This is a genomic window from Bacillus sp. 7884-1, from assembly GCF_002272245.1.
GTDB lineage: Bacteria > Bacillota > Bacilli > Bacillales > Cytobacillaceae > Neobacillus.
Genome location: NZ_NPDD01000177.1, coordinates 1 through 1,184 on the forward strand (window position 1 = coordinate 1; position 1,184 = coordinate 1,184).

Here is a 1,184-nt window from a genome sequence, read left to right on the forward strand (position 1 = left end):
TCCAACTTAATGAACTTAAACGAGGGTGTTACTGTAGCAAATGAAGGCGATAGTTCTCAATTTATGTTTGTGTCACGCGCTATATTAGCTGGATTTAACAGTTCAAATGTTGATGTAAGGTCCAGCCGATACGACACCATAATTGATTATGAAGACACTTTGTTAAAGGTACAAGTTAAAGGTATATCAGGTGATAGTAAAATATATTTTAAGGATAGACCTAGAGGTGGACAAGGTATTGATTATACCCACGAAAGGAATCAAGGAAAAATAATAACTACCAAGGATTGTGATATATATGTAGCTGTAGATAAGCAATGTGGCCTTTGTTACATAATCCCAATGAATGAAATAGATCGGTTGACCATCAAGGAAAAAGAAAATGGAAAAAATGTAAAGGAACTATCTCAATACCTTGAGAACTGGAATATAATTAAAGATGTGGCAACTTGGAAAAATACTAACAGATATACTACTAATAGAAAAAAAACTCGTAGGAAAAATGCTAATAATAAAAATATTCGTAGGAAAAATATAAGTAGAAGTCTTAAAAAAAGAATAGTTAGATAACATCATTACAAGAACATTCCATATTCCCACTATGTTGAAGGGTTTTCTACAATTATGATAAATGTTAATGTAAAAGAATAAAATGCCCTTTTTGTGGTGACTGTGTTCTAAGCGTCCATAGAAAATGGACGTTTTCTTTATTTTTATTTCAGATTTGTTTTAGACTTCTTCAGATAAACATTATCTAATGGTACGCTACATACCTTAATATCCGCCTATTCTTTTTTAACCCATTAATTATTTTTTAATTCAAATATGTGATTGTCCATAGTAAATTTTTAACATGATATTCTTTTCCTTCTGTATGAACTGCTTGATTAATAAATACGTTGTTTCGTTATATAGGTTCCAAGTTTTTAAAGTAATCCACTTGAAAATATTTTTTCTGCATCCATTTCTAAATTATAACTACATTGTTCATTTGATATGACATTTGCTATATCAAACACCAAAAATAGAATTTAAACTATACTCATAATATGCATTGAGAATCTGGTCTATACAAATTTGCATAAATCCAAATAGACTCAAAAATTTAACATTAATAACTTCAATTTATATTAAAATTTAAATATATTATGACAGAATGAGGTAAATTTAATGGAAAAAATTTA

Annotated in this window: 1 protein-coding gene; it reads left to right on the forward strand. The window is 28.4% G+C overall.

Annotated elements, in window-relative coordinates; translation table 11 throughout:
* The coding region (locus tag CHI06_RS29955; protein WP_218833110.1) for a group I intron-associated PD-(D/E)XK endonuclease at positions 1-570 on the forward strand (570 nt) is incomplete at its 5' end.
* Positions 571-1,184: the final 614 nt, after the last annotated feature.